The sequence below is a fragment of the Streptomyces sp. NPDC002588 genome (assembly GCF_040295925.1).
Classification (GTDB): Bacteria; Actinomycetota; Actinomycetes; order Streptomycetales; family Streptomycetaceae; genus Streptomyces.
Map to the genome: position 1 here is coordinate 1 of NZ_JBEOWF010000077.1, position 24,348 is coordinate 24,348.

The window sequence follows — 24,348 nt, forward strand, 5'->3', positions numbered from 1 at the left end:
TGCACACCTACAATCACCACCGCGGACACACCGCGCTGCAAGGCCAACCACCCGCCAGCCGCGTCCCCAACCTCACAGGGCAATACAACTAGTGCTTTGATTGGGAGGGTTCGGCAGGTTAAGGCGTGCGAGATGATCGCGTCATGAATGAGATCGTCTTGATGTCAGACCCGAAGGTCACCGCGATCCCCGTTGTGGAATGCGGTGAGCGTCTCGTGGATGTCCGCCGCAGCGGCTCGTTGCTGGTCGACGCACGCAAAGAGGACCCGGCAGATGCCTTCGCGTACCTGCGGGATGGCGTGCTGGGGCGGTTACTCAAGGCCCAGGCGATGCTTCCGCATGGACTGCGGCTACTTTTCGTCGAGGGGTACCGGCCGCCTTCCCTCCAGCGGGAATACTTCGTGGAGTATGCCAACCAGCTGCGTGCCAGCCATCCTGGTTGGTCCGACGGGCAGATCCACTCGGCGGTGAGCCGCTATGTGTCCCCGCCCGACGTTGCCCCGCACAGTGCCGGCGCGGCAGTCGACCTCACCCTGGCCGATGCCAGCGGGCGCGAGCTGGACCTGGGCACACGGATGAACGCGGACCCGGAGGAGAGTAATGGTGCCTGTTACACCCACGCCCTCAACATCAATGAAGAGGCCCGCACCAACCGGAATCTGCTGAACTCTGCGCTCACCGCTGTAGGGCTCGTGAACTACCCGACGGAATGGTGGCACTGGTCATTCGGCGACCGCTACTGGGCTCTGGTCACCGGGGAGGCCGCAGCCCTCTACGGCCCGAAGGAGATCACCCTGCGCCGCTGACCAGCCCGACTTTGCCGGTACCGAGCAGTGACGGAGAGGGCAAGGCGAACGAGTCCAGTCGTGATGGCCAGCGCGAAGGCGGCGGAGGCTCCCAAAGTCCCGATCCCCCACGGGACCGGAAGGTCTACTACAGAGCATCGCCCAAGATGGGCTCTCTCCCCTCTTGCGGGGTATGCGCCAGAACTGCGGCGGCAGCAAAGCAGACAGATGCAACGAACAGCGCCATGCCCGCACCGAATTTCTGAGACACAATGCCGCTTATCGCCGAGCCAGCGGCCCCACCAATGGACATAAAGGAAATGATCCACGCCTGGGCCTCGGCCGCCCTGTCTGCGGGAGCCAGGTCGCCGACGGTGCCGTACAGGGCAACGAAGGTCGGGCCGAGGGCCAGTCCCAACATGGCCGCCGCCGCGACGAGGACACCTAGGTGAGTCTCACTGGCGGCAGCCGCACTGCCTGTCCCCACAGCCAGGGCGGTGAGCGTCACCGAAAGCCCGCATCTCTTCGACCACTTGGGCGGCAGCGCGCCCAGGACCAGGCCGCCGGTGACACTGCCTATCGCCATGGTGCTCAGCAGGACGCCGCTCATCAGCGGCATGTCGTGTTCCTCGGCCCAGGCCGGGAACGCGAGATCGATAGTCTGCAATGCGAGGAAAAAGAGCAGGGCCGATGCCAGTACTTTTCGCAACTGTCTCAATCTCAGCGGCCCCAGCCAGTCACGTACGGCGGGTGCCAACTGCTGTTCGGGCAGTCTGCCGGAGAACAGCAGCAGTATTGTGGCGATTGTCATAAGTAGGGCGGAAGCGGCCAAGCCGGCCCAGGGTGCCACCCATTGGACCAGGAAGACAGCCAAGGATGGTCCGGCGATGAAGCCAACGTCGGTCAGGACCGCATCCAGGGACAAGGCGGTGGTCCGAAGATCCCCGGTGGCAAGGGAACGCCACATCAGCCGCGTGACGATAGCCACCGGCGGCAGCGTGACGGTGGCGACCACCGCGCACACCCCCGTCACCGCCAGCGGTCCTCCCGCACGCTCGTTTACGACCAGAGCGCTCAGCACAGCAAGGTGAAGGAACAGAGTCGGCCACATCACCCGTGCGTAGCCGTATCGGTCCAGCAGTCTCCCGCGCAACGGCGAAGTGGCCCCTCCGAGAGAGTAGAGCGCGACAACGATGGCTGCGGTGTGCATAGACCGGTAGTGCGCGACTGCCAGTAGGAGTGATAAGGGGAAGATCCCGGGCTGCAGCTTCCCTGAGGTCGCGGCGATCAGTGATCCGCCGAACCCGGGCAGGGTGAACAGGCGTTGATAGGGGGAAGACAGCCTCACTTCGCCCCTTGCACGGTTGTCGGCCTGCAGAGAACCCGCGAGCGGGTACGTATGGGGGTGGCGAACTGTGGGTCATCGGTCATGCGGAGATGATGGACGCGGCCCAAGGCCGGGTGCGGTATTCCCAGCCACATGTGGTGCACCGTGTGGCAATCGTCCGCATGCGGATGGAAGAGGAAGTGTTGGAGCCATCCGATGTTCGTGATCGTCGCGGCGAAGGCCGATCACTACGTCGTCATCACAGCGTTGCACCGCGAAGCACCGCCGGGCAGGATCCGCGATCATCTGGCTCAGCACTACGGGCATCTGCGGCACAGAACGAGCGAGCACACGCCGGCGGGTGGATCCCAAGGCTGACTCCTTACCCAAGGAGCCCGCCAACCCCTTCCGAACAGGCCCGCACGCTTTCGCTCCCACTCTCCTCACACGCTCTGTCCGAGATCAGCGCAGGGCAGTGGGTGCGAGGCGGATCGTCTGTGACTGTATCCGCCGGATGCGTATGGGTTTGGGGCTGCCGACTGCCTTCACCGGTTCGACTGGGTGTGGTGACGTGCGAGGCGGTCGGGGAGGGCGGGTGAGGCGGCGGACCATGAGGGTGATGAAGGTCCAGGTGATGTGGGCCTCGCTGTGGGAGATGAGTCTCTCGTAGTCGCGCACGTTCCTCCTGGCTCTCATGATCCACGAGATGGCCCGCTCGACCCTCCACCGCTTCGCCAGGACGGCGAAGCCGTCCTGGTCCTTGCGGCGGGGCACCGTCTTGAGGGTGATGCCGAGGAAGGAGTGGGACCAGTCGACGAGGGTTCCGCCGTAGGCAGAGTCAGCCCAGGCAACAGCGAGTTCGGGATGGGTCAGGCGCAGGCGGAAAAGCTGATCACGGGCGGGGATAGAGTCGTGCGGGGCAGCAGGGGTGACCATGACGGCCAGAGCCATGCCGCGCATGTCGACGGCCAGGTGCCGCTTCCTGCCGTTGATCAGCTTCCCGCCGTCGAAGCCGCGGGTGTCCTGGCCCACCGTCTCCGCACCCTTGACGGACTGGGAGTCCAGGATCACCGCGACGGTGCGGGCATTGAGGCCGTCGTGAACACGGACCATCTGGTGCAGCTCGGCATGGATGCGGGCCAGGTCCCCGCTCGCCCGCCACCTCTGAAAGAAGCCGTAGACCGTGCGCCAGGGGATCCCGAAGTCGACGGGAACGGCCCTCCACTTGCACCCGTTGTCGTTGACGTAGCGGATGGCGTCTATGACGTTGCGGCGCGAATGTTTCTCCGGGCGCCCGCCCGTGGGTAACTCGCAGGCCGGGACGGGCAGCAGCGGTGTATTGACTGAACTAGCATCGATGTTTCTGCAGCTCAGTGACCTATTCAGCGTGTTGGCGTTAGCCGGTGCGTGAAGGATGCTGAAGGACTGAGCCGGAACCTGGCGGCCTTCGTCGTGCCGCAGATCGGGCGTCTGGAAGAGACCGGCGAAGCTGCCGAGCCGTACCAACTGCTAGACCCCGACGGGCAGTTCATCCTGCCAGTAGCGATGTTCTTCGCTGATCTGCAGGCCGCATCGAAGCCGGCAACGACGATCCGCTCGTACGGGATGGACCTGCTGCGGTGGTACCGGTTCCTCTGGGCCGTCGATGTGCACTGGGATCAGGCGACCAGAGCCGAGGCCCGCGACTTCTGCCGGTGGCTCCAGCTCACCGACAAGCCGGTACGCGTGCACTGGCGCCACCAGCGCAAAGGCATCACGGCGCCCACGGTGCCGGCCCCGAGGGCGGAGCCGGGGACGCCGAACCCGGTCACCGGCAGATCTGCTCCGGGCCGGAAGTACGCGCCTTCCACGAGGGCCCACTGCGAAACGGTGCTGCGGACCTTCTACGACTTTCACCTCGACGAAGGCACCGGCCCGATCATCAACCCCTTCCCTCTCGATCGCTCACGCCGCAACTCCCGGGCTCATGCACACCACAATCCGCTGGAGCCGTTCCGTCCCGAACGGCAAGGTCGCTACCGGCCGAAGGTGCCCAAGCGCATCCCGCGGCGGATCCCGGACGAGCTGTTCAACGCGTTGTTCGCCGCGCTGAAGTACAACCGCGACCGGGCCCTGCTCGCGTTCTGGGTCTCCACCGGGGCCCGCGCCGAGGAACTGCTCACCAGCCGGGTGAAGGACGCCCTGCCCGGCCAGCAGCTTATCTGCGTGACCCGCAAGGGAACCCGCGCCTACCAGCAGATTCCCGCCTCCGCTGACGCGTTCGTCTGGCTGCGGCTGGCTCAGGAGGAAGCCTGGCGCAAGGGGGCACCCCACGGCCACAACCACCCCTTGTGGTGGACTCTGCGACGCCCCTGGCGGCCGCTGAACTACCACGCCGCCCGAGCCATGTTGAACCGCGCCAACGACCTGCTCGGGTCGAACTGGACCCTGCACGACCTCCGGCACACCGCTGCCTACCGGATGGCCCGCGACCCACAGATGTCGCTGACCGACGTCCAGTGGGTCCTCGGACACGCGCATCTGTCCACCACGGAGATCTACCTGGCCGCGAGCCAGGAGGAGGTCATCGAGCAGGTCCTCGCCCACCACGCCCGCCGGGCACAGCAACCGGCGAAGCCGCTGGCGCCCGCCCCGGGCTACAACCCGGCCTCGTTGGAAACCCTGTTCGGAGGACTCCCGTGACCACCGCGCCAGCGACTGCTGCCCAACCAGCCCAGGCGGGAAGCCACACCTCCGAGTCTCACGGCGAGGCGGCCCGGAGGCTGCTCTCGCAGTTCCCGCCGCGGCCGCGGCCCTCCGCATGGGCCGCAACCGAGGAGACCCGCGAGGCGGTCTTGGCCAGGATCGACCGACCGCCGCTGCGAGCACGCGTCAAAACGACGCACGAAAACCGTTGGTACGGCGCCCGCAGGATCCTCAGCTGGCTCGAAACCTTCCCCGGGGCGACATGGCAGGAGCGATGGCAGGCCACCCCGGCGAACACGCTGGGCCTGAAGTGGACCGACGTGGTGCTGCCCTGGCTGGCCGAGCGCGGAGAGAGCGCCCGGGAGGAGGCACTGCGAAGCGGGTTGCTCTGCCTTTTCGTCGCAGATGTCATCCGCCCCGACCTGCCGTTCTTGCTGCGGATCGTCCAGACCCGCTACTGGCGCGAGGCCGTGGTTGAGCACCGCGACCCAACGGGATTCGCCCGGATCGAAGAATCCGCCGACCCGGTCGTGCTGTCCTCCAGACCCGGGCTCAAGGCTTGCACCCAGATCGCGATGATCCTCCTCGCCAAGGGCGGTGGAGTCAGCGACATCACCGTCGGTGACTGCATCGAACTGCGGCAGACCGAGACCGTCGCCCTGGAGAAGAGGGGTGGTGACAGCCGGTTCCTGTTCTACTCCCTCCTCAAGGACATGGGGCAGTTCCCGCCGGACGCCCCTGCCACCCTGCGGGCCCTGACTGTGTTCTCCGGGCAGTTCACCCCCGATGAGCTGGTCGACCGCTATCAGCTCGAATGTCGGCCGGTCCGCGATCTCATCGTCGATTACCTCTCCGAACGCCAACCGGCCCTGGACTACGCCAGTTTCGAAGACCTCGCGCGCGTGCTCGCCCTGCACTTCTGGAAGAACCTGGAGACCCACCATCCCGGCATCGCCTCCCTTCACCTGGACCGCAGCGTCGCAAAGGCATGGAAGGAGCGGCTCCGCACCAAGACCGCCCGCCGCCGGATGCCCGACAGCACCATGGTCGAGGTGACGACTCCCCGAGCCAGCTATGCATCCCTCCTGGGCTTCGTCCGTGCGTTCTACCTCGACATCGCACAGTGGGCTCTGGAAGAACCGACCAGGTGGGGACCGTGGGCGGCACCCAGCCCGATCAGCGGAAATGAGATCACCTACAGGAAGGACATCCGACGCCGCTAGGCGCGGATGGACCAGCGCACCCGAGAACGCCTGCCAGTGCTGCCGGCCCTGGTCGCCGCCGCGGAGAACCGTCTCCAGGAGGCACGGACCCGGCTGGAAGCAATCCGCCAAGCACCAAGCGGCGGCGTCTTCACGGTCCTCGGCGAGACCTTCACCAAGGCCGGCAAGTCGACTCGGCTCGAAGCCAGCGGCTCTGCCTGCGCTTATGACACGTCGGGCCGCCGACACCACTTTGCTCTGGCCGAGCACCGCGCGTTTTGGGGCTGGGCGGCGATCGAGTTCCTGCGGCACACGGGTGTTCGGATCGAGGAGATGCTGGAGTGCAGTCACCACAGCATCACCCAGTACACCCTCCCCTCGACCGGCGAGCTCATCCCGCTTCTGCAGATCGCCCCGTCCAAGACCGACGAGGAGCGGCTCCTGGTTGTGAGCCCGGAACTCGCCGATGTCCTCAGCGCGATCGTCAGCCGGGTCCGTGAGGCCAGCGGGGCCATCCCCTTGATCCCCTTCTACGACGGCCTAGAGAAGATCTGGCATCCGCCAACTCCAACTATCAGCCCCACGACTTCCGGAGGATCTTCACCACAGAAGCGATCATGAATGGAATGCCGCCTCACATCGCCCAGCTCATCCTCGGCCACAAGAACATCAACACCACCATGGGCTACAAGGCGGTCTATCCCGAGGAAGCGATCAACGGCCACCGGGCCTTCATCGCCCGCCGCCGGGCACTGCGTCCCAGCGAGGAATACCGCACCCCAACCGATGCAGAGTGGGAGGAGTTCCTTGGCCACTTCGAGCGGAGGAAGGTCGCTCTGGGTGACTGCGGTCGCGCCTACGGCACCAGTTGTCAGCATGAACACAGCTGCGTCCGCTGCCCAGTTCTCCGCGTCGACCCTGCTCAGCGGCTCCGTCTGGAGGAGATCCGGAGCAACCTGCGCGAGCGGGTCGCAGAGGCCGAACGCGAAGGCTGGCTCGGCGAGGCCGAGGGGCTGCGCGTCAGCCTTGCCGCCACCGAAAACAAACTCTCTCAGCTCGACGACCGCCGACACCGGGCTACGACCATCAACCTCGGGATCCCGACCTTCCGCGAGATCGCGGGCCGCACCTCGTAGTGCAAAGAAGGGTCACTGGCCTCACTTGGCACGCTGTCCGACACGCAGGACACTCAGATAACGGCGTGACGCTCGGTCGCCCATTCGCGTGCGAATGCGCTCGGCGATGGCGTCGAGCAAAGGCTCACGGACATCCCGGTCGAGTCTCCGATACAGCGACAATGAGCGAAGGTGATCGGCGAAGCCGTCCCCGTTGAACCACTGAACGGTTGGATACCAGCGCACGATCGTCGGGCCGAACAATTCTCCGGGATCGTCGACCAGGCCCCAACCCTCGTCGGTGGTGCGCACCTCGTCCTCCAGCGGTGGATGACCCCAGCCGGGGTTCCCGGGGCAGAACTGCTCGTGCAGATCGGCGGTCTCGGCGTACACCTCCGGCTCTCCCGGCAAGCGGACAACGACGTGGCCGAGCAACGCCATCCAACCCCCGAGAGAAAGCACGTCGTGCGCTCGCTGCCAGCCGGTCGACGGGTCGACCCAGTGCCACGATGACGCAGCCACGAGAACATCGAAGCGTCGGCCACGGTCGTCCCACTCCTCAAACGTCGACGTCTCGACTTCGACGTTGCGGAAGGAGGCGAGCCGCTGGCGAGCGAGTGCGGCCATGTCCGCGCCCGGCTCGACGGCGGTCACTGAGCATCCGAGCGCTGCCAGCGAACGCGTCGCCTGACCAGTGCCGCAGCCCACCTCCAGCACCGACGCCCCTTCGTCCAAGCCGGTGACGGCGACAAGGTCCGCGAACAGTTCGTCGGGGTATCCCGGCCGAACCCGGTCGTAGAGCTCCGGGACCTCGTTGAACACTCGGCCGAGGTCGTGGGGATTCGGGAGCATCTTCGGATCATCGGTCACGAGCGCACAAGCTATTGGGCTTGTCCACGAAGACGCCACTCGTTTACCAGCAGCCCCTGACACGCTATCGACGGTAGTTCAGAGAAGGTTCGAGGACGGCCCATTCGGCGTCCGTGGTGTCACTGGGGTAGCGCCGCTCGCGCACGGCCGGCGGCTGGTTCGCGGTGATGCTGGTCATCAGCGTTCCATGCGGGTGAGGACTTCGAGGGTGGCTTTGACGCCGCCGAGCTGGTCCAGGACCAGGCGGATCCATTCGTCGTCCGGGGCTTTCCTGGCGTGCGGGGCGATGATCCCGGTGATGAAGTTGGTGACCCGGTGCAGTTCTGCTTGGAAGATCGCCCGCTCGTAGGAGATCCAGACCTCGCTCTCCTCCGACATCTGAAAGCCGTCCCGTCTGCTGTAGGTCACCGGTGCCAGTCCTTCCTTGACTGCGACCTTCCGCAGGAACCTCAGGCCCGCCCAGACCTGCGACGGCGTGCGCTTGGTCGCCCGGCACAACTGCGGGAGCGTCAGACCCGCCGGCCGCGCCTCCTGCAGAGCCTTGCGTACCGCCTGGCCGTGGACGTGGGCGGGCAGCCCCGCCCCCATGGCTACTGGCCCCGCAGCAGCTGGGCGAGCTGTTCGTCCAGATCGACCTGCCCGGTTGCGACCGCGGTCTCGATCCAGTCGGCCGTCGCGCGGATCTTCTCGAGGTGGTTTTCCAACACTTTCGTCTGGGTGTCGGTGAACTCGTGCCCGCGCAGCTTCGGGACCAGTCGCGTGGCCCCGGCGATGAACCCCTGACACACGGCGATCAGATCGCTGAACTCCATCGACTTCCGCCAGCTGTGGACGATGCGGACCGGGTCGTCGAACGGCTCACCCTCTTCAGCGAAGGCTTCCTCGTACTCCTCGTCGAACTCATCGTCGACTTCGGCCTGCTCGAACTGGGCCTCGTTCACGTTCTCCCGGGCCTCGGCATCACGCATGGCCCTGAACGCCACCTCCGGTTGGCGCAGGAAGTCGGTGGCCACCTGCGCCGCCACTGCCTCGTCACCACGCGCCAGCTCACGGATCGCCTCGACCTTCTCCTCGGCGGTGACCGGGACCAGAACCTCCTCCGTCTTCCAGCCCACCACCTTCTTGGCCACCTCTGCACTCCACCGGCGCCGGCCGGTGCGCTCGCTCAGGGGAGGGTTCTGAATCAGCTCGAACCGGTCCGGCGCGGAGGCCAGGATCCGATGCACCTCGTAGGAAACTCCCGCCTGCCGGTGTGCGGCCGGCCACTGCGCGGCCACCCACCGGTGCGTGCGGACCGTATAGAAGGACAGCCCGATCTCGTCGGCGAACAGCCGCAGCGACTCCTCCACACCATGGTCACCCTCGTCGAGCGGCAGGTGAACACCATGCCCGCGCAGCGGCTCCAGCTCCAGCGCCGAGTCCCCGAGCGCGAACTGGCAGCGGGTGTCCTCCTCCACCATGTCCACAGACTCGGCCACCAGCTCGTCGTAACGGCTCCGTGTGACCTTCCCGACCATCTCCACCATTGGGCCCATGGCGCACCACCCGGCGCGGGCCGAAGCATCGGCGTCCCTGCGTCGGCTGTGGAACCCCGGCCCGGCGATGCGCTCAGACTCCACCTCACACCACCAATATCACCAGACGCGGAGCCAACATGGCTAATTCCGGCCCCTGTTGCAACCTGGGTGCCCGGCTCCATCGACTGGTCCACCAGTCACAGAACGTCATAGATCACCGGTTCTGACACAGCTTCTCAGCTTGGCATTTATCCTCTGAGCAGGTTTCGTTCGGTGATGCTTTCTGGGCGTTTCACGGTTTTGCCCACGTCGTGGCGGGTGGCGGGCCGTCGGTTCTTCGAGCCGGGTGGGCGTCCTGGTCCGGGTTTTGAGGGTTTGGGTGCGCGGGCCGGACAGGCGAGGTGCGGGCGGAGGTTCCTGAACCCCCGGCGGACCCGGGCCGGGGTGAGCCGGCCGGGCCCGGCTGGTTTCTCCCAGGGGCGGCGGAGGTCGGCGGCGGCCTCCCGCAGGAGGCGGAGCTGGGTGTGCGCGGCGACGACAAGCCAGGTCCAGCGCTCGCCCGCCTCGGGGCTGCGGAGTTTCGGGCGGGTCCAGCCGAGGGTCTGTTTGATCATGCGGAAGGTGTGTTCCAGGTCGAACCTCCGCAGGAACGCCTGCCAGCGCAGGTCGACGTCCGCGCGGGTCATCCCGGTCTTCGAGGACCACAGCCAGAGGGGCAGCGGGTCCCGGCCGCCGGGCAGGCGGTCGGCCTGAAGACGGATCAACGTCCCTTCGAGGAGCGGGAGTTCACCCTCGTGGTCGATCCACGCGCAGCGGGTCGTGAGCCGGGGGTGGATGCGGTCCCAGGCCATCGCGCGGGCGGCGCCATACCGGTCGGTGACCTGCACCGTCTCCGTGTCGGGCTCGCCCCAGGTGTCGGGGCCGGCGAAGCGGAACTCCTTGCCGTGCCTGGGCGGGTGGCCGCCGCGGGGGTGGGCCCGGTAGTACTCCTCGCGGGAGGGCGCCGGGCGGCGCATGACCCGGTCCGCGCGCATCCGCCCCAGGACCTCCACCGGCAGCCCGGCCAGGAGGTGGGCCATGCGCGGGGCGTCATAGCCGGCGTCGAAGACGATGAGGATGTCGCGGTCCCCGGCGTGCCAGCGGCCCATCTCGATCAGGTCGGTGACCACCCGGCGGACCTGGACGGCGGTGACCTCGGCGATGTCGTCGGCGGGCCCGAGACGCACGGCGTCCAGGACCTGACACCAGGAGGTCCGGCCCGATTCCAGGGCCGCGACGAACGAGTACCGCCAGCCTGGGACGAGCTGGTCCGACGACCTTCCGTTGCGGCCGTAGACGTGGCAGAACAGGCGCTCCGGGCTGGTGGGCGCGTCGGGACGCAGCCAGTGGCTGATGTCGACCGCGAGGACCAGACGCCCGTCGGCGGCCTGCGGCATCGGGAGCCCGGCCAGCACCTGCCGCAGCCGGGGTACGTCCACGCTCCCGCTGTTCAGCGCGTCGTACATCGCGCCGTGCCCGCGACGGTGCTCGGCCACCAGCGTCAGGTCCACCGGCGCCCTCACCGGACCGTCCGCACACAGCAACGCGTCGGCCAGCTCGAACAGTTCGTCCCCACGCGCGGTCAGACATTCGAACAGGTCCTCCCGGAAGCGGGACGCCGTCGCGAACACTTCCCCGGAAGCGGGATCAGGCGGCAGACTCATGTTCACGGCCTTCGTCTTGATCGGTGCACCTTGGTCGGAGCACATGATCAGACGGAGGCCGCACCACTGTCCGGCGAATACCCAGGTGAGCGGCCTAGTTCGAGACCCATTTCGACCTCAGACCATAAAAGACAAGCTCAGCCACCGCTCAAGCTCCCGCAGCGTCAGCGTGGCCATGGCGTCGCTGTCGTAGCGCCGCGCTCGGCGGTGCTGGAGAACGTGGTGCCCGGCAGCTCGTGCACATCACGCATCAGGGTGCCGATCAGCCGCTCGATGATCCCGCCGAAGTGCGGCTGCCCGGGCGGCCGGTTGCGCAGCCGGATACCGTGCTCGTCACAGCCACGGCGCAGGGCCTCGCTCTTGAACTCCGCGGCATTGTCCACGTACAGCTCATGGGGCTTGCCGCTCATCGGCCACGCCGCCTCCACGCCCGGACGCTCCAGCCATGGCCGCTTGTCGATGGCCGCCTGAGCCAGACACAGCCCGACCGAGGTCGCCGAGGGCGCCTCCAACGTCACCACCAGGCCCACCACGCACCGGCTCGTCACGTCGATCGCCACCGTCAGATAGGGACGGCCGATCGGCTTGCGATGCTGCTCGTCTACCACGATCACGTCCACAGGCGTGTGGTCGATCTGGACCTGCTCCAGCAGACCGGTGATCTCGGGCGGTGTGCCTCCAGCCGGCCGCAGCGGGCGGGTCGCCTCGCGCCCCTCTCTCGCGGCTGTCGAGGCGACGGGGTCCAGGCGCGCGATCCGGCGCGCTACCGCGCCCCGCGAAGGAACCCGCAGGCCGCGTACCCGGCACTACCGCGCGACCTCCTTGCAGATGGCGGACACCGGGCGGCGCTGCCGGGTCAAGTACCGCCTGTTCACTACGTCCTGGACGATCGCCTCGACCTCGTCCGGCGACCGTCCTCCTCCGCGGCCCCCGCTGGAACGGCCCGGCAGCAGATCCGAGACCATTCCCTGGCCCGCCCGCCACCGCCCGAGCAGAACGTACACCTGACGCCGGGAAACCCCCAGCCTCGTCGCGGCCGCATCAGCCTCCACCAGGCCCACCATCGGCTTCCCGGCAAGCGGCCCGATCACCTCGGCCTGCCGGACCGCCTTATCCCAGACCTCGTCGGGCGCGGTCAGTACCCCGCGCTCGGCCACCGGTACATCTGCCATCCGGAAGCCCCCTCGTCGCGCACACGACTACGGCCAAAAGACCGTAGTGCAGGAGACTCCGGGATGTCCGGAGGATGCACAGTCCCTTGCACATCACGGTGAACCCCCAGCTCACCCGTGCACACGACTACGGACATTCACACCAGCGCCACCTGTGCGGAGTACACGGGCTGGGTGCCGACAGCCGGGGCCGGCTCCTCGAAGCACTCGATCAGCAGGTCGCCGCGCAGCGAGTCGAGTTCGGTCCGGGCCTCCTCCAGGAAGGCGGCGACCCACGCTTCCAGGGAGGAGTCCCTCAACCCCCGATTCGGAACCTGGCTGAACTCCGGTCCGCCCAGTCCCTGCCACCCCGCCCACGGCTCATCGACCGTACGAATGCGCAGGCGGTACCAGTAGGACTGCCAATAGGGCTTCGGCTTTGCCATCAGGACCCGGCTCCTGACATCACGCCGGTGACCCCGGCCACCTCGCCCTCGCCGAGATCCCCGGCTTCGAAGGGGGCGTACGGCGCAAAGCGCTCGGCCTCGGCTGCCGCCGCGCCCGGCAGGACGACGGTCTGCCCGGAGAGTCCGGCGCGGACCGCTGCGGCGATGGCGACTCCGAGGATGGCGATGAAGAGACCTGGCATGCATCGATCATCAATGGATGTCGAGGGAACCTCAATCGACTTCGGGCGTGAGGATCCCGAGATCCGAAGCTTGGCCGCGCCGCATGCCGGGCAGGCCCCTCCCCGTACCGTCGGGGGCTTTTGTGAGGACGAGAACCTCGTCCTCGGCGGTCCAGACGCGGCGTTCGGTCTTGTCGGGGCACAGGGTCACGGTGTGCGGTCCGTGGCGGCGGTAGCCGATCGCGCACTCGCCGCGGTCCAGGGCCGCCGCCACCACCGTCGCGAACGACGTCTCCCGGCCGGGCCGGACGTAGTGGTCGGCGGAGCGGAGGGTCAGTGCGCCGCCGCGGACGGCGAAGATCTCCTCGAACACCGCGGCGAGGGCGGGGTGGTGGGAGATCTGTGCCAGCAGGAGAGCGGCCAGCTCACCGCGGACCACCACGTCGGAGGCCGGGCCCAGCGGGGCGAGGTCCCGGTTGCGGGAGTCGCGCAACTCGGCCACGACCGGCAGGGTCCGGCCCGTCTCCTCCTCCAGCGACCGCAGGGTCAGCAGGGCCAGCAGCACCCAGTCGTCGGGCCGTTCGGGACCGGCTCCCGGCTCCGGACCCAGCACCAGGACCCGGTCGTGGCCGAACACGTCGAGGGCGCGCAGGGCGTCGGGGCAGAGCGGGTCTCCGATGTGGTGCACGACGTCGAGCCGCCCGCCTGACGGGGCGTCGGCCGTCGGCAGCCGTGGTACGGACTTCGCCTCCGGGTCGGTGAGGACGTGCAGCACGGAGCCCGGGCGGGCGGTCCGGCGCAGTACCTCCACGACCGAGGGCGCGCGCCGGTTCCAGCCGAGCAGCAGCATCCGTGCGGGGCCTTCGGACCGCGGTCCCGGAGCGGCGGCGGCCGTACGGTCGACGTGATCGCCGCAGTCGACGGCCGCGCCGGGCGTCTCGTCGTGGGCCACGACGACGAGACGGTCGCCGGGCGCCAGGACGGTCCCTGGCGCGGGAGTGAGCCGGGGGCGGCCGTCGGCCGGCAGGAGCCCGACGACACTGGCCCTCTCGTAGCGCAGTGCGACCTCCGCGAAGGTGGATCCCTCCTGTTCGGGGGCGTCGACCACATGGAACTCGGCCCCGGCGAAGTCGAGGAGATCCCGCAGGGCGGCCGACAGGCCCGGGCGGCGGGCGGACTGCACCAGGAGGTGGGCCGTCGTCGGATCGGTCTCCAGGACCGTGCCCCGGGGCCCGGCCGCCCGCCGCGCGGCCGGGAGGTACCGCCCGTCCCGCAGCGCGGCCAGGACCGGCGGTCCCGTCTCGCCGTCGAGCACGGTTCGCAGCGCCAGCAGGACCCGTACGACCTCCAGGTCCGCGTCGGGACGCTCCGACGGGAGCAGCAGCACCGACGCGGCCGCGGCCGGGGTGACCAGTCCGAGTCTCTCGGGGTCCGCGGGCGAACCGGTGCGGCAGACCAGCCGGACGTCGTCCGGGACGCGGAGCCGGGTTCTGAGTGCCGTCTCCATCTCGGTCGGGTCCCGGTCGGCCAGCACGGCGATCACGGTCTGCGCCCGGCCCGCCCGCGCGGCCGCGAGTTCGCCGACCACCGTGTAGATCTGCTCCGACCAGCCGAGCACGACCGCGTGACCGCTCTCCAGCACCGTCGAACGGCCCCTGCGCAGCTCCGCGACCCGTTCGCCGAGGCCGGTGGTGATCACGCCGACCAGGGTCGACACGCAGAGCAGCGCGATCAGTCCGAGGAGCGCGGAGAGCAGCATCCGCAGCGGCGCGCCGGTCGCTCCGCCCAGCCTCAGGGTCTCGGTGCTGGTGCGCCAGACGGCCGTCAGCCGGCCGGGCAGGGAGCGCGGCGCGTTCGGGTCCGTCCACACCAGCAGGGTGCTGACCGGCACGACGACCGCCAGACAGCACACGGCCAGCCAGCCGAGCAGTGTGCCCGTGCTGCGGGCCAGTGTCGTGTCGAACACATAGCGCGCCCGGTCCCGCGCCGAAGCCTGCCGCCGTTCCTCTGCCGCCACCTGTGTCCTCCTCACCGACTGCACGCCGGAAGCGTGCGCGTCCCGAGGCCGCGACACGCCGTGCCGTCAGCACATTCACCCTTTCGGGAGACGGCGCGGCGAGCCGTCCGAGGACGGCTGTGTCGCGCGGCGGTCCGGTCGGCGAAGGCGCCGCCCGCGCGGACGAACGCGGCGTACGGCGGGACGGTGAGCGGGACGACCTCGCGTACCGACGGCGGCCGAGCGCCGGTGCGGCGTACAGGGTGACGAGTTCGCGCGAGCGACCGCTCCGGCGGAGGGCACGGCGGTGGCGCTCCGCGACCCGGAAGGGGCGGGTGCGTCGTCGAGGTCCGGGCGTGTCGTCGTCGGGCAGGGCCGGGTCGAGTACGGCGGGTCGCGCCACGGCGGCCGGTGTCCGCCGGCCCCTCGGGCAGCGGCCGTAACCGTTGTGACGAGGTGGATCGCGCCGAGGGCGGCACCGCCGGGACGCCGGATTCCGCCGGCGGGTTGCGGGGCAGGCACGCGGCCCGGGCCGAGTGCCGGGGACACGAACCGGCCCGCCGCCCACGGCCATGCGGGTGGCAAACGCGGCCACGGCAAGCCGAGTCCGGTCCACGGGCGTTGTACAGGTCGCCCATCCACTCCCCCAGGGAAAGGCCCCTCCATGCGCCGTACCACGCTGCTCGCCGTCTGCGCCCTCATCACCGCCGCCGCCACCGGATTCCTCGCCACCACCGCGATCCGCAGCCGCTGACCGACCACACCTCGCGATCGACGGGCACGGTCGTGGCCGTGTCGGTGGACCGGACCGCCGCCTCCCGGAGTCGGCGGTCCGGTCCCGCTGACGGGAACCGGCCACGAATCTCGCCCGGCATTGGCATAGACCTGACAGCCGCACCGCCGCTAGGCTCTTCCGCGCCACACCTGAGAGCGCTCTCACCCCGCTGTTCCATCCCCACTCACTGGAACGACGAAGGGCAACTCCCATGAGACGCACGAGACTCAAGCACGTCTGTCTGGCCGCGCTCCTGACGCTGACCGCGTTCGGCGGCGCGGGCACCTTCCCCGCGTCGGCGAGCGGCACCGGGGCCGTGGGCACCGCGGCCTCCTCCGCACCGGCCACCGACACCCCTGCCTCCGAAGGCCTGCTCCAGGCCATGCGCAGCGACTTCGGGCTCACCGAGGACCAGGCGGAAGCCCGGCTCGAGGCCGAACAGAAGGCCACCACGCTCGAACCGGCAGTGCGCCGCACGGCGGGTGCCGCGTACGCCGGGTCCTGGTTCGACGCCGCCGACGGACGCCTCACGGTGGCCGTCACCTCCAAGTCCTCGCAGGCGGCACGCGCGGCGATCCGCGCCAAGGGCGCCGAGGTCCGTGTCGTCGAGCACAGCGCACGGCAACTGGACGCGGTGAAGTCCCGCATCGACAAGCTCTCCGCGCCCGCCGCGGTGGGGGGCTGGCACGTCGACCCGAAGGCGAACACCGTCGTGGTCAGTGTCGTCGGCGACAAGCGTTCCGACAACGATGTCGAACGGTTCCTGACGCAGGCCCGTGCCGCCGGTCCCGTCACCGTCGAGACCGTCGCCTCGGCCCCGCGCACCCTCGCGGCGGGCACCGTCGGCGGCGACCCGTACTACACGGGCAACGTGCGCTGCTCCATAGGCTTCTCGGTGTACGGCGGGTTCATCACCGCCGGCCACTGCGACCAGCACACCGGCAGCGTCTACGGCTGGGACGGCTCGTACGTCGGCAACTTCCAGGGCTCCTCGTTCCCGGGCGACGACTACGCCTGGGTGAACGTGGGCAGCGGCTGGTGGACGGTCCCGGTCGTGCTCGGCTGGGGCACGATCTCCGACCAGCTCGTGCGCGGCTCGGCGGAGGCCCCGGTGGGCGCCTCCATCTGCCGCTCCGGCTCGACCACGCACTGGCACTGCGGCACGGTGCTGGCGAAGAACGAGACCGTCAACTACAGCCAGGGCGCGGTGTACCAGATGACGAAGACCAACGTCTGCGCCGAAGGAGGCGACTCCGGCGGCTCGTTCATCAGCGGCGACCAGGCGCAGGGCGTCACCTCCGGCGGCTGGGGCGACTGCTCCACCGGCGGCGAGACCTGGTTCCAGCCGGTGAACGAGATCCTCAACCGCTACGGGCTCACCCTGCACACCTACTGACCGTCCACGACCGGCCGACGGGTTCCGGGCACGGCGCCCGGAACCCGTCGCCCCGTCCTACTCGTCGATCGCCGCGCCGAAGAGCGCGTCCGTGCCCGAGACTCCGAAGGAGCCGCCGCCGTACAGCCAGGAACCGACCGCGGTGATGCCCGTGGTCGCGGCCGGGAAGGCGATCGCGACGCCGTCGTCGGTGTTCTCGCCGGGGGCGGCGGCCAGCAGTTCCGCACGGCCGTCGGCGTCGGTGTCGACCAGCCGGACCTGGGCGCCGAAGGCGTCGCCCGCCTCGGCCGAGCCGGGGACGTTCGCCGAGTTCTGGTCGAACGAGCGCACGCCCGCCGGTGTCCAGCCGCGCTGCTGACCCCGGATCACCCACACCGCGCCCGCGTCGGGCACCGTGCCGATGTCCTCGCCGGGGGCGCCGACCGCGATGTCCGCGTAGCCGTCGCCGTCGGTGTCGGCGACCGACAGGTCCGCGCCCCAGTTGTCGCCCTCCTCGTCCGTGCCCGGGACTCCGGGCGAGTCCTGGGTCAGCTCGTCTGCGAGCTCGGTGATGCCGTCGTCGCTGCCGTACCGGAGAGCGATCCGCCCGCCGCCCTTCTCGCCGGTGACCAGGTCGTCGAATCCGTCGCCGTTGACGTCGCCGGCCGCCGCGGAGGGGCCGCCGGTCAGGTCACGGTCGTAGGTGAGGGCGTACTGGCCACCGTCGTACACCACCGAGCGGCCGCGCACCCCCTCCTCGTCCAGCAGGCTGTACCCGGAGACGACGAGGTCCGCGTAGCCGTCGCCGTCGAAGTTCCCGGTGGTCAGGCTGACCGGCACGACGGCGACGCCGCCGGGGTCGGCGACCGTCTCCAGGCGGGTGACACGGAGCATGGGCCCCTCGTCGGAGAACAGGTCGACGCCATCGTCGTCGGACACGGCGATCCCGTCGCCCGGGGTCTCCGAGGTGAAGTGGGCGGCGGCCACCGCGCCGCCGTAGTTCGCCTCCCGCGTCGGCTGCACGGGCTGCAGATCGACGCTGCCGGTGCCCCGCAGGCCGCTCGCCGAGCCGTACAGCACGGTCGCCCGGCCCACGTCCACCAGCCCGGCCAGGTCCTCGTCGGGCGAGCCGATGACCGCGTCGTCGTAGCCGTCCCCGTTCACGTCTCCGGTGGCGACGGCGCCGCCGAAGGCGTCCCCGGTCTCCGCCGTGCCGGAGATCCCGGCCGTCGACTGGCTGAGGACGGCGGTGCGGACCCGCGGCAGGGTGCCGGCGGTTCCGATGCCGCTCGCCGAGCCGTACTGCACGGTGACGTAGCCCGCACCCTTCTTGCCGTCGACGGTGCCGCCGGGGGCGCCGGTCAGCACGTCGTCGTATCCGTCGCCGTCGAAGTCGCTGTTGCGGTCGACCGCGAAGGTACCGCCCGGTGTGCCCGCGAAAGCGGCGGGGGCGACGGTGATTCCGGCTCCGGTCATGAGCAGGAAGGTCGCGGCACCGAGCACGAGACTCTTGCGATTGATCATGGATTGTCCCCGTTTCCACGATGGTCGGTCGGATTCCGTTTTGTCACCGACACCCGGTTCGACAGGGGATGCGCAAGCGGAGTTGTACTGCCGTGCCGGACTGTGACCGGCCGGTGACAAAAGGCGACGGGAACGAGCCACCGGGCTCGGCGGCGGCGCCGGATCAGAAGATGCCCTGGCCCGGGACCAGGACCCCCAGCGGGTCGTACGTCCGCTTCGCCGCCTCGAGCCCCGCCCAGGCCGGCCCGAAGTGGCTGCGCCAGTCGGCGGGCGTGAACGGGATGCAGCCGACGGGGTAGTGGGTGCCACCGGCCGCGGCGGCGGCGTCGTAGGCGGAGCGGTTCGCCGCGAGGAGGCGGTCGACGGCGGCGCCGTCGTCGGGCGGGGCGGCGCTGAGGACGTCGAACAGGTACGACACGTCCTCGTCCGAGGTGCGCAGCAGCGGGGTGGTGAGCCGATCGGCCAGCAGGGGGTAGAAGAGGATGACGGCGCCGGGGCCGACGGTGGCGGGCGTGTGGGACTCCAGGACCTGGCCTGCGACGGCCGCCGCGGAGGAGGCGGGGAGCATGAGGTTGAGCCAGGGGTGGGCCCAGCTCCAGATGCCGGCCTCCTTCAAGGCCGCGACGACGGGCGCCAGACGGTCGAGGAAGTCGTAGTAGGGCCGGTCCGTGTACCGGACGTTCGCCGGGTCGTGCCGCAGGCCGTCGAGGAGCGCCGTGTCGTCCGGAGCGGGGCCCACCGGCGGGCCGTAGGCCACCGCTTCCAGGCTGTAGGCGCGGAAGGCCCCGTCGGCGTCGGCGTGGACCTGGCCCTCGACGTAGTCGAAGCGGCCCTCCTCGACCAGGATGCGCTGGTCGTCGAGGAAGGTGGCCAGGTCGTCGTAGGCGAGCTGGTAGTGGCGCACGGTGTCGGGCGCGGGCACCAGGCGCAGGGTGGCCTCGACGATGACGGCACACTGGCCGAGACCGGCCAGGACGGCGTGGAAGAGGTCGGGGTGCCGGGTCGGGGAGCAGCGCACGAGTTCACCCGCACCGGTGACGACCCGTAACTCGGTGACGTTGTCGACCTGCGCGCCGTGCCGGTGGGCCTGGCCGCCGAGACCACCGACCGAGAGGGTGCCGCCGACGGAGAGTTCGAGGTAGTCGGTGAAGACGGGCGGGGTCAGGCCGTACGCGAGGGTGGCCTGGGCGACCTGGCTCCAGCGGGCGCCCGCGCCGACCGTGACGGTGGTGCTGCCGGAGCCGAGAGGGCCGATGCCGGCGAGGGTCGCGGTCTCGACGACCAGGCCGCCGTCGGCCTGCGCCTGGCCGTAGGGGGCGTGGCCCTGGCCGCGCGGCGCCACGGGCAGACAGTGGTCGTTGCAGAAGCGGACCATGGCGACGACGTCGCGGACCGAGCCCGGGCGCAGGACGGCCAGCGGGCGGTGATGGACGATGTGCCCGTAGTCCTCGGCCGCCGCGGTGAGCGACGGCACGTCCGTGAGAAGCGTTCCGTCCAGGTGGGGGATTCCGGCCAAGGTGGTGCCCGACGCCGCGGTGGTCGGCTCCTCGGTGGTCGCGGCCCAGGTCCGGGCGGCCGGGTCGAAGCCGGTCACCACCGCGCCGGTCAACGCCGCTCCGGAAACCGTGAGCCCACGCAGAACGGCCCGTCTTGACGGTGTGCGGGACATGCGCACTACACCTCTCAAACATCTCTGAATGGTCAAGTCCCGGTAAGAATAAGGGAGTTACGTAGAAATCCCGTGAAGAAAAAGAGGAGGCGAAGGTTCCCCGCCGTGCGCGCGGAGGCCCGGCGCGCGCCACGCTCGTGATGGGGCCGCCCGTACGGGCTCGCGAGCGTCGCGACCTTCACCGGCCTCGTCGTCCGCCGTGCTCAGCCGGCCGGACGGGCAACCCCTCCCGCTGCGCCACCACCGCGGCCGTCGCTCTCCGTTTCGGCGCGGTTTCCGTTGCGTTCAGGTGCAGAAGCGATGGTCAAGAGTTATGCATGAACGCTTGTGTGGATTTGCGCGGCGAAGGATCATGGCCGGATCCCGCCCGTCCCCCAAGCACGCAGGAGCGCCCGGTGGCCGCTGGTCAAATCGTCTCCGAGCCGGCCGACACGCCGGCCGCCGCCCTGGCGGAACGGCAGAAGCTGCGCAAGCACTTCGGCCGCTTCGACATCCTCTTCTTCCTCCTCTGCACCATCGTCGGGGTGGACACCATCGGCACGGTGGCCTCCTCCGGTGCCGAGGCGTTCACCTGGCTCATCGTGCTGGCCGTCGTGTTCTTCGTGCCCTCCGCGCTGCTCACCGCGGAACTCGGGGCCGCGTTCCCGGACGAGGGCGGCCCGTACATCTGGACCAGCCGGGCCTTCGGGCGCCTGGCCGGCGCCGTCAACAACTTCCTGTACTGGATCACCAACCCGGTGTGGCTCGGCGGCACACTCTCGGTCTCCGCCGTCACGGCCTACACGACCTTCTTCAACGACGGCAAGGACCTGAGCACTCCGGCCTTCTACGTCTTCACCCTCCTGTTCGTGTGGGTGGGCGTGCTCGCCGCGATCCTCTCCTTCGACGTCGGCAAGTGGATCCCGACCATCGGCGCCTGGAGCCGTTTCCTCCTCCTCGGCCTGTTCACCGTCACGGTCGTGGTCTACGGCGCCCAGCACGGCCTGCACGGATTCGGGCCGGGCGACTTCTCCCCCACGTATGCGGGATTCGTCGGCCTGGTCCCCGTCCTGATGTTCAACTACGTCGGTTTCGAACTGCCCAACACCGCCGGCGACGAGATGACCGACGCGCAGAAGGACGTCCCCTTCGCGATCTTCCGCAGCGCGGTGTTCGCCGTGCTGCTGTACGCGCTGCCGATCCTCGGCATCCTGCTGGTCCTGCCGGTCAAGGCCATCACCGGCCTCGGCGGGTTCATCGACGCGATCCGGCAGGTGTTCACCGTGTACGGCGGCCATGTCGCCGCCGACGGCACCGCGACCCTCAGCGGCGCGGGCAGCGTGCTCGGGGACCTGGCCGCGGTCATGTTCATCCTCACGGTGCTGTCCTCCGGCGTCACCTGGGTCATGGGGTCCGACCGGGCGCTGGCCGTGTCCGGCTACGACGGTGCGGCGCCCCGCTTCCTCGGGGTCATCTCCAGCCGGTTCGGCACCCCGGTACGGGTCAACGTCCTCAGCGGCGTCGTCTCCACCGCCGTCCTCGTCCTGGCCCACGAACTGACGAACGGCAGCGCCGCCAAGCTCTTCGGCGCCGTCCTCGGTCTCGCCGTCTCCACCACCCTGGTCAGTTACCTCGGCATCTTCCCGGCCCTCGCGGTCCTGCGCCACAAGGCTCCGGACGTCCACCGCCCCTACAAGGCGCCGGCTCCCCTGGCCATCAGCATCGTCCTCACCGCGCTCGTCCTGTATGCCACCGTGCAGCTGGTCGCTCCCGGAGCCGGCGACCACTGGTTCGGCCCCGACTACGCGCCGGACGGCTGGAGTCACGGCGAGCGCGGAAAATACCTGCTGACCGAAGCCGTCCCCCTCGTCGGCTTCATGCTCCTCGGCGTTCTCTTCTGGGCCCTGGGCAAGCCGACCCGCGACGCGTCCGTCGCCAAGGGCTGAGGGCGGACGTCCCGACCCTGGCCCGCGGCCGGAACCGTTCCTGGAGAAGATCGCCCGGGTCGGGCGGGAACACATCGACTGCGCCGAGGAGTCGATCAGGAGCAGCGACCGGCTCGAGAACGAACTCGTCGCCATGCCGACCCGCTGTCCGACGGCCGCGCCGACGGCGTGAGCCGTGCGGCGCGAACCGTCCGAAGCCTCCGCTACGACAGTGAGTGCAGCCGGAGCTGGAGCATGGCGGCGAACCGGGCCTCCGCGTCGGCGAGATCGATCTCGCCGACCTCGCCGACCCTGCGCAGCCGGTAGCGGAAGGTGTTGGGGTGGACGTGGACGGAGGCGGCCGCGGCGATCACGTCGCCGAAGGCGTCCAGCCAGGCGCCGAGGGTCTGCACCAGACGGGCGTTGTGCCGCTCGTCGTAGACGAGGAGCCTGGCCACCGGGCCGCTTGGGCCGTCGCCCCGGGCGGCGGCCATGTCCCGCAGTTCGAGCATCAGCGACTGCACATGCACGTCCGGCAGCCGGGCGACCCGGAGTTCGCCCGGTCGCGAGCGCAGGACCCGCAGGGCGCGGTCGGCGCAGGCGCAGGCGTGGGCGAGCCCGGTCACGGCCTCGGCGACGGGGCTGACCCCGATCACGGCCGGCACGCGGTCGCCCATGCGGTCGACGAACTCCGATGCGATACGCAGGGCGCGTTCCTCCCCGTCCGCGACGTCGCGTCCGGTGGGGACGAGCGCGTAGGCCACATCGCCGACGAGGGCGGCGGCGCTGCGCGGGTGGACGGCGCTCACGTGCAGGGCGAAGGCGTCGGCGACGCGCTGGCGGCCGGCGGTCAGCACCGCGTCGGCGTCGGCGGACGGTTCGTCGACCGGGTCGGACAGGGCCAGCGCGAGCACGACGACGGGCTGGTCGGCCAGGCCGAGCCGGTGCAGCGCGTCTCGTGCGCCGGGGCCGCCTTCCAGTGCGGTGCCGACCAGTTCGGCGCGCAGTCTGCGTTCGACGTCGGCGCCGGCGCGGACGCGGAGCATGTGCAGGGCGACGAGCTTGGCCGCCTCGCGCAGGGTCTGGTCCCGTTCCGCTTCGAAGGGTTCCTTGACGGCGGCCCAGATCGAGCCGAGGATCTCGTCGCCCGCACGCACCGCGATCGCCACGCGGGGCAGCGAGAAGCCGGCCGTCTCGCCGTCGGACGGGCTGATGAAGACGGGGTCGTGGTCGCGGTAGAGCTGCTGGAACACCCCGCGCTCGACGAGCTCGCGCGAGTACCGCTCGGGAACCTGCCTGCCGAGGATGGCCTCGACCCGCGCCGTGTCGGCCTCGTCCTGCCGGCCGGAGAAGGCCAGGACACGGGAGCTGCGGTCCTCGATGGTCACCGGTGCGTCCAGCAGCGCGGCGATCGCGTTGGCGAGGCTGAACAGATCCCCGGACGGGATGCCGCCCAGCGTCGCCGCGTCGGGGTCGGTGAGGTCGCCCTCGGCGAGCAGGGAGCGCAGCAGTGCGGCCAGTTGGGTCCAGGAGGCGCCCGGGGTGAGCCCGAGCACCGCGACGCCGGAGCGTTCGGCGGCCGCCCGTACCTCGTCGTCCGCGGGTAAGGGCGCGCGGAGCACCAGTCCGGCCGCGCCCTGGGCGCCCAGGGCGTCCAGGAGCGTGACGACGTCGGCGGTCCGGTGGACGCCGATGCCCAGGACCAGGGCCTGGGGTGCCGGCGCGGAGGCGTCGACCGGGTCATGGATGACGACGTCCCCGATGTTCCGGCCGTGCGCGGACCGGCCGTGGACGAGCTGGAGCAGGGTCGTTCCGAGATCGTCCAGGAGCCGGCCGAGGCTGGTTCGGGGTCGCGGGTTCACTGGAGGTAGCACCACCTGACCGACGCTAGCCGGGGGGAAGGCAGCGTAATTCGTCCGGGTGAACGAGAATCTCCGCCGGTTTCGTTCCCGCCGACGAACGGGCCTCGCCGTCCCCCTGCGGACGGCCGGCCGCGACGCCCTCGGGGCCGTGTCGACGGTGTCCGGCTACGAGTTCGCGGGATCCGCAAGCGATGCGAACTGGTGCTTCAGGAACGCGCCCGACCAGGCCATCAGGTCGGAGGGGACGTAGTAGCCCTTCT

General features: G+C 69.8%; 21 protein-coding genes and 1 pseudogene. 8 read left to right on the top strand and 14 right to left on the bottom strand.

The window, feature by feature from the left end:
- Positions 1-143 precede the first annotated feature (143 nt).
- Positions 144-806, top strand: coding sequence for a M15 family metallopeptidase (locus ABT057_RS47330; RefSeq protein WP_352351296.1), 663 nt, complete (start codon positions 144-146; stop codon positions 804-806).
- 127 nt (positions 807-933) lie between these two features.
- Here ABT057_RS47330 and ABT057_RS47335 read toward each other — a convergent pair whose 3' ends face one another.
- Positions 934-2,133, bottom strand: coding sequence for an MFS transporter (locus ABT057_RS47335; protein WP_352351298.1), 1,200 nt, complete (start codon positions 2,131-2,133; stop codon positions 934-936).
- Between the two features lie 195 nt (positions 2,134-2,328).
- Between ABT057_RS47335 and ABT057_RS47340 the strand changes: the two genes are divergently transcribed.
- Positions 2,329-2,490 (top strand): hypothetical protein, encoded by a 162-nt coding sequence (locus ABT057_RS47340; protein WP_352351300.1) that lies wholly within the window; start codon positions 2,329-2,331, stop codon positions 2,488-2,490.
- Positions 2,491-2,494: 4 nt separating this feature from the next.
- Here the strand turns inward: ABT057_RS47340 and ABT057_RS47345 are convergent.
- Positions 2,495-3,498, bottom strand: a pseudogene (locus ABT057_RS47345) (IS5 family transposase).
- A gap of 159 nt (positions 3,499-3,657) precedes the next feature.
- On the opposite strand from ABT057_RS47345, the gene ABT057_RS47350 reads away from it, so the two are divergent.
- From ABT057_RS47350 to ABT057_RS47365, 4 genes are read left to right on the top strand one after another with little or no spacing between them, the layout of a single operon-like run.
- A complete protein-coding gene (locus ABT057_RS47350) occupies positions 3,658-4,794 on the top strand; it encodes a tyrosine-type recombinase/integrase (RefSeq protein ID WP_352351304.1) in 1,137 nt (378 codons plus the stop codon).
- On the top strand, positions 4,791-6,020 hold the full coding sequence (locus ABT057_RS47355; RefSeq protein WP_352351306.1) for a hypothetical protein: 1,230 nt from the start codon (positions 4,791-4,793) through the stop codon (positions 6,018-6,020). The genes ABT057_RS47350 and ABT057_RS47355 overlap by 4 nt, the downstream gene beginning before the upstream one ends.
- 6 nt (positions 6,021-6,026) lie before the next feature.
- Positions 6,027-6,620, top strand: a complete 594-nt coding sequence (locus ABT057_RS47360; protein ID WP_352351308.1) for a hypothetical protein — start codon at positions 6,027-6,029, stop codon at positions 6,618-6,620.
- Entirely contained in the window at positions 6,617-7,135 is a 519-nt protein-coding gene (locus ABT057_RS47365) for an integrase (RefSeq protein ID WP_352351310.1), read from the top strand. Before ABT057_RS47360 ends, ABT057_RS47365 begins: the two co-directional genes overlap by 4 nt.
- Before the next feature lie 21 nt (positions 7,136-7,156).
- Here ABT057_RS47365 and ABT057_RS47370 read toward each other — a convergent pair whose 3' ends face one another.
- From ABT057_RS47370 to ABT057_RS47405, 9 genes are all read right to left on the bottom strand, one after another.
- Positions 7,157-7,984: a class I SAM-dependent methyltransferase gene (locus tag ABT057_RS47370; RefSeq protein WP_352351312.1), complete on the bottom strand. Its 828-nt coding sequence runs from the start codon at positions 7,982-7,984 to the stop codon at positions 7,157-7,159.
- A 177-nt stretch (positions 7,985-8,161) separates the two neighbouring features.
- Positions 8,162-8,572, bottom strand: a complete 411-nt coding sequence (locus tag ABT057_RS47375; RefSeq protein WP_352351314.1) for a hypothetical protein — start codon at positions 8,570-8,572, stop codon at positions 8,162-8,164.
- Between the two features lie 2 nt (positions 8,573-8,574).
- A complete protein-coding gene (locus ABT057_RS47380; RefSeq protein WP_352351316.1) occupies positions 8,575-9,519 on the bottom strand; it encodes a DUF6192 family protein in 945 nt (314 codons plus the stop codon).
- Between the two features lie 230 nt (positions 9,520-9,749).
- Positions 9,750-11,204 carry an NF041680 family putative transposase gene (locus ABT057_RS47385; protein ID WP_352351318.1) on the bottom strand — a complete coding sequence of 485 codons (1,455 nt, stop codon included), beginning with the start codon at positions 11,202-11,204 and terminating at the stop codon, positions 9,750-9,752.
- 164 nt (positions 11,205-11,368) lie between these two features.
- On the bottom strand, positions 11,369-11,995 hold the full coding sequence (locus ABT057_RS49365; RefSeq protein WP_502974091.1) for a transposase: 627 nt from the start codon (positions 11,993-11,995) through the stop codon (positions 11,369-11,371).
- A 15-nt stretch (positions 11,996-12,010) separates the two neighbouring features.
- Positions 12,011-12,376, bottom strand: a complete 366-nt coding sequence (locus ABT057_RS49370; RefSeq protein WP_502974090.1) for a hypothetical protein — start codon at positions 12,374-12,376, stop codon at positions 12,011-12,013.
- A 137-nt stretch (positions 12,377-12,513) separates the two neighbouring features.
- Positions 12,514-12,801, bottom strand: coding sequence for a hypothetical protein (locus tag ABT057_RS47395; protein ID WP_352351320.1), 288 nt, complete (start codon positions 12,799-12,801; stop codon positions 12,514-12,516).
- Positions 12,801-13,004, bottom strand: a complete 204-nt coding sequence (locus tag ABT057_RS47400; protein WP_352351322.1) for a hypothetical protein — start codon at positions 13,002-13,004, stop codon at positions 12,801-12,803. Before ABT057_RS47400 ends, ABT057_RS47395 begins: the two co-directional genes overlap by 1 nt.
- A gap of 31 nt (positions 13,005-13,035) precedes the next feature.
- Positions 13,036-15,000, bottom strand: a complete 1,965-nt coding sequence (locus ABT057_RS47405) for a CASTOR/POLLUX-related putative ion channel (RefSeq protein WP_352351324.1) — start codon at positions 14,998-15,000, stop codon at positions 13,036-13,038.
- A gap of 965 nt (positions 15,001-15,965) precedes the next feature.
- Here ABT057_RS47405 and ABT057_RS47410 point away from each other — a divergent pair.
- On the top strand, positions 15,966-17,150 hold the full coding sequence (locus tag ABT057_RS47410) for a S1 family peptidase (protein WP_352351326.1): 1,185 nt from the start codon (positions 15,966-15,968) through the stop codon (positions 17,148-17,150).
- A gap of 57 nt (positions 17,151-17,207) precedes the next feature.
- Here the strand turns inward: ABT057_RS47410 and ABT057_RS47415 are convergent, their stop codons facing one another.
- Both ABT057_RS47415 and ABT057_RS47420 read right to left on the bottom strand, forming a co-directional pair.
- The gene (locus tag ABT057_RS47415) at positions 17,208-18,653 is read right to left on the bottom strand and encodes an FG-GAP repeat protein (protein WP_352351328.1); all 1,446 of its coding nucleotides are present in this window, start codon (positions 18,651-18,653) and stop codon (positions 17,208-17,210) included.
- 163 nt (positions 18,654-18,816) lie between these two features.
- Positions 18,817-20,322 carry an FAD-binding protein gene (locus tag ABT057_RS47420; protein WP_352351330.1) on the bottom strand — a complete coding sequence of 502 codons (1,506 nt, stop codon included), beginning with the start codon at positions 20,320-20,322 and terminating at the stop codon, positions 18,817-18,819.
- Between the two features lie 395 nt (positions 20,323-20,717).
- Between ABT057_RS47420 and ABT057_RS47425 the strand changes: the two genes are divergently transcribed.
- On the top strand, positions 20,718-22,247 hold the full coding sequence (locus ABT057_RS47425; RefSeq protein WP_352351332.1) for an APC family permease: 1,530 nt from the start codon (positions 20,718-20,720) through the stop codon (positions 22,245-22,247).
- Positions 22,248-22,450: 203 nt separating this feature from the next.
- On the opposite strand, the gene ABT057_RS47430 is transcribed toward ABT057_RS47425, so the two are convergent.
- On the bottom strand, positions 22,451-24,088 hold the full coding sequence (locus ABT057_RS47430; protein WP_352351334.1) for a helix-turn-helix domain-containing protein: 1,638 nt from the start codon (positions 24,086-24,088) through the stop codon (positions 22,451-22,453).
- Positions 24,089-24,348: the final 260 nt, after the last annotated feature.

What these genes read in the sequence shown, in the direction of transcription:
- ABT057_RS47375 (WP_352351314.1), bottom strand. Translation starts at nt 8,572, where the DNA reads ATGGGGGCGGGGCTGCCCGCCCACGTCCACGGCCAGGCGGTACGCAAG.
- ABT057_RS47340 (WP_352351300.1), top strand. Translation starts at nt 2,329, where the DNA reads ATGTTCGTGATCGTCGCGGCGAAGGCCGATCACTACGTCGTCATCACA.
- ABT057_RS47395 (WP_352351320.1), bottom strand. Translation starts at nt 12,801, where the DNA reads ATGGCAAAGCCGAAGCCCTATTGGCAGTCCTACTGGTACCGCCTGCGC.
- ABT057_RS47385 (WP_352351318.1), bottom strand. Translation starts at nt 11,204, where the DNA reads ATGAGTCTGCCGCCTGATCCCGCTTCCGGGGAAGTGTTCGCGACGGCG.
- ABT057_RS47415 (WP_352351328.1), bottom strand. Translation starts at nt 18,653, where the DNA reads ATGATCAATCGCAAGAGTCTCGTGCTCGGTGCCGCGACCTTCCTGCTC.
- ABT057_RS47410 (WP_352351326.1), top strand. Translation starts at nt 15,966, where the DNA reads ATGAGACGCACGAGACTCAAGCACGTCTGTCTGGCCGCGCTCCTGACG.
- ABT057_RS49370 (WP_502974090.1), bottom strand. Translation starts at nt 12,376, where the DNA reads ATGGCAGATGTACCGGTGGCCGAGCGCGGGGTACTGACCGCGCCCGAC.
- ABT057_RS47360 (WP_352351308.1), top strand. Translation starts at nt 6,027, where the DNA reads ATGGACCAGCGCACCCGAGAACGCCTGCCAGTGCTGCCGGCCCTGGTC.
- ABT057_RS47420 (WP_352351330.1), bottom strand. Translation starts at nt 20,322, where the DNA reads ATGTCCCGCACACCGTCAAGACGGGCCGTTCTGCGTGGGCTCACGGTT.
- ABT057_RS47350 (WP_352351304.1), top strand. Translation starts at nt 3,658, where the DNA reads ATGTTCTTCGCTGATCTGCAGGCCGCATCGAAGCCGGCAACGACGATC.
- ABT057_RS47380 (WP_352351316.1), bottom strand. Translation starts at nt 9,519, where the DNA reads ATGGGCCCAATGGTGGAGATGGTCGGGAAGGTCACACGGAGCCGTTAC.
- ABT057_RS47365 (WP_352351310.1), top strand. Translation starts at nt 6,617, where the DNA reads ATGAATGGAATGCCGCCTCACATCGCCCAGCTCATCCTCGGCCACAAG.
- ABT057_RS47400 (WP_352351322.1), bottom strand. Translation starts at nt 13,004, where the DNA reads ATGCCAGGTCTCTTCATCGCCATCCTCGGAGTCGCCATCGCCGCAGCG.
- ABT057_RS47330 (WP_352351296.1), top strand. Translation starts at nt 144, where the DNA reads ATGAATGAGATCGTCTTGATGTCAGACCCGAAGGTCACCGCGATCCCC.